We start from the raw sequence: 2,909 nt of genomic DNA on the forward strand, positions 1-2,909 counted from the left end.
CATTAGCGTTATTCGTGGAACAAGTGTTGAGCAGTGTTTTCACTGAGTCGCTGTCGATGACATCACTGGGGGCGCTGAGCCAGGCGCGTTCCAGCCAGTTTTCCAGTTCGCGGATATTGCCGAGCCAGTCCTGGCGCATGAGGATGGGCCATAACGAGGCGTCGAGGAGTTTGCGGCGACCATGACGTTGATTGAGGCGAGAGAGGTGTTGCTCGATCAGGGCGGGAATGTCTTCGCGGCGTTCGCGCAGCGGCGGCAGGCTGACGGGGAGCACATTGATGCGGTAGTAGAGGTCGAGGCGGAACTGGCCCTGCTCCACGCGGGCGGCGAGGTCTTGATTGGTGGCGACGACCAGACGGAAGTCGGCGCGGCGGGTGGTGGTGTCGCCCAGGCGGGTGATCATCCCGTCCTGAATCACCTTGAGCAGCTTGGTCTGGGTGGCCAGCGGCAGCTCACCGATTTCATCGAGGAACAGGGTGCCGCCTTCGGCCTGCTCCATCAGGCCCGCCTTGCCACGGTTGCCCGCGCCGGTGAAGGCACCGGCCTGATAGCCGAACATCTCGGACTCGAACAGGCTCTCGGGGATGGCGCCGCAGTTCACCTCGATGAAGGGGCCGTCGGCGCGTTGGCTCCAGCGATGCAGTTGATGGGCGAAGGCCGTCTTGCCGACCCCGGATTCGCCCAGCATCAATACCGTGGCGTTGGTGGGCGCGACCCGCTTGAGCAGCAGCGCTATCTCGCGCATCACCGGGCTTCTGACCTGCAGCTCACCCAGCTCCAGCGCGGCGTCTTCGCACTCGGCCTGCTCGCGCGCTGATTGTTCACGTTGCCGCTGTTCAGCCTGGTTCTGTGCATATTGCTCAGTGTCGTGGACTGATTGCCCTGCCCCCGCCTTTGTCCAATCTCCCTCTGCCTGACTGACGCCGCCCAGCTCACCGCCGCGTGAGTTGCGGCGCAGGTGATCACTGAAGCGCTGCTGGAGCACCGCGTATTCCTGCTGCAACAGCTGGATATCGGTGAGATCCATCGAGCGGCTGACCACGCACTCGAGCTTGCCCGCGACGAACACCGGATGCGCCTGCGCCACCACCCGACGGCCGGTGGCGGTGAGCTGCATCATCTGCAGGGTGCGCCCCGTGCGCAGCACCTCCAGGCTGATGGAGGGCTTGAGCACGCCGCTGGCTTCCAGCTCATGCACGTTGGCGGCACACAACTCCTCGCGGGTCATGCCATAGACCGCCGCGGCGCCGGGACTGACATCCATCACCTGGCCATCCGCATTGACCACGAAGTAGTGATCGTGAGCGGTGTCGATGATGGTCTTGAGAATCTGACGGTCGAGCTCTGACATGGCGGGCACCTCATGGTCGAGCCTGTGAATCGGGCGGGGCTTTCCAGCAGGTCTTTCTACTGCTTCTTTTTATCGGTTCTTTGCAGCGCTTCTTTCTATCGCTTCTTCCTACCGCTTCTTTCCAGCAGTTCTTTCTCGCACTGCGCTTGAAGACACTCTCGATGATGCCCGAATGTGATCCACAAATGAATCAGTGATCCATTTTTGAATCATTAACCGTGCACGAGTGATCCAGAAATGAATCACTCAGCCACCACCCTTAAATAAAACTCAATAAAATCAATAGACTAAAAATTGGCATGGTTACTGCAATGCTGGGGTATGCGCCAAGGAAGATCGCCGGCTTTCATGCCACTGTCCGGCAGGCGATCAGGCGAACAATCACAATACCCCGCTCGCCGTCACGTTAGCGCGAGCGACTCAAGACCCTGGAGAGACAGATGAGCGAGTTCAATCAGCCGCTGGGCGGCAACGACATGCCACGTTTCGGCGGCCCGGCCACCATGATGCGTCTGCCGGCTCAGGAAACCGCGGAAGGCCTGGACGCCGCCTTCATCGGCATTCCGCTGGACATCGGTACCTCCAACCGTCCGGGCGCACGTCTCGGCCCGCGCCAGATCCGTGATGAATCGCGCATGCTGCGCCCCTACAACATGGCCACCCGCGCCGCGCCCTTCGATAGCCTGCAGGTGGCGGACATCGGCGATGTGCCGATCAACACCTTCCACCTGCCCAAGAGCATGGACATCATCGAGCAGTTCTACGATGAGGTGCTGCGCCACGACTGCGTACCGCTGACGCTGGGCGGCGATCACACCGTCACCCTGCCGGTGCTGCGTGCCATCGCCAAGAAGCACGGCCCGGTCGGCCTGATCCACATCGATGCCCACGCCGACGTCAACGACCACATGTTCGGCGAGCCCATCGCCCACGGCACGCCGATTCGCCGCGCCCAGGAAGAAGGCCTGCTCGACAGCAATCGCGTGGTGCAGATCGGCCTGCGTGGCACCGGCTACTCCGCCGATGACTTCGACTGGTGCCGCCAGCAGGGCTTCCGTGTCGAGACCGCCGAGATGTGCTGGTTCAAGTCACTCGCCCCGCTGATGGCCGAAGTGCGCGACATGATGGGCGACCGCCCGGTTTACATCACCTTCGACATCGATGGCCTGGACCCCTCCGTCGCCCCCGGCACCGGCACCGTGGAAGCCGGCGGCCTGACCATGCCGCAGGGCATGGAAATCGTGCGCGGCGCGCGTGGCCTCAACATCGTCGGCGGTGACCTGATGGAAGTCTCCCCGCCCTACGACACCAGCGGCAACACCGCGCTGATGGGCGCGACCCTGCTCTACGAAATGCTCTGTGTACTGCCGGGAGTGCAACAGCGCGACTGATCCACGAATGACCTGCTGTCCTGCTGCACCCGCGCCGGGGGCCCGTCCCGCCCTCGGCGCACACAGAATCACCCGAGACGATACGGCATGATGCATCACACAATGCTCGGCTAGAGCCTGACCATTACAACAAGATCTAGGTGACCCGAATGACAACCAGCATCGAC

2 protein-coding genes are annotated in these 2,909 nt (G+C 62.3%); one reads left to right on the forward strand and one right to left on the reverse strand.

What is annotated here, in order from left to right; genetic code table 11:
• The coding region (locus AC4FAH_RS13445) for a sigma-54 interaction domain-containing protein (protein WP_490246203.1) at positions 1-1,351 on the reverse strand (1,351 nt) is incomplete at its 3' end.
• A 440-nt stretch (positions 1,352-1,791) separates the two neighbouring features.
• Here AC4FAH_RS13445 and speB point away from each other — a divergent pair.
• Entirely contained in the window at positions 1,792-2,742 is a 951-nt protein-coding gene (gene speB / locus AC4FAH_RS13450; RefSeq protein WP_054556970.1) for an agmatinase, read from the forward strand.
• Positions 2,743-2,909: the final 167 nt, after the last annotated feature.

It is taken from the genome of Cobetia sp. (assembly GCF_983723665.1).

What these genes read in the sequence shown, in the direction of transcription:
- speB (WP_054556970.1), top strand. Translation starts at nt 1,792, where the DNA reads ATGAGCGAGTTCAATCAGCCGCTGGGCGGCAACGACATGCCACGTTTC.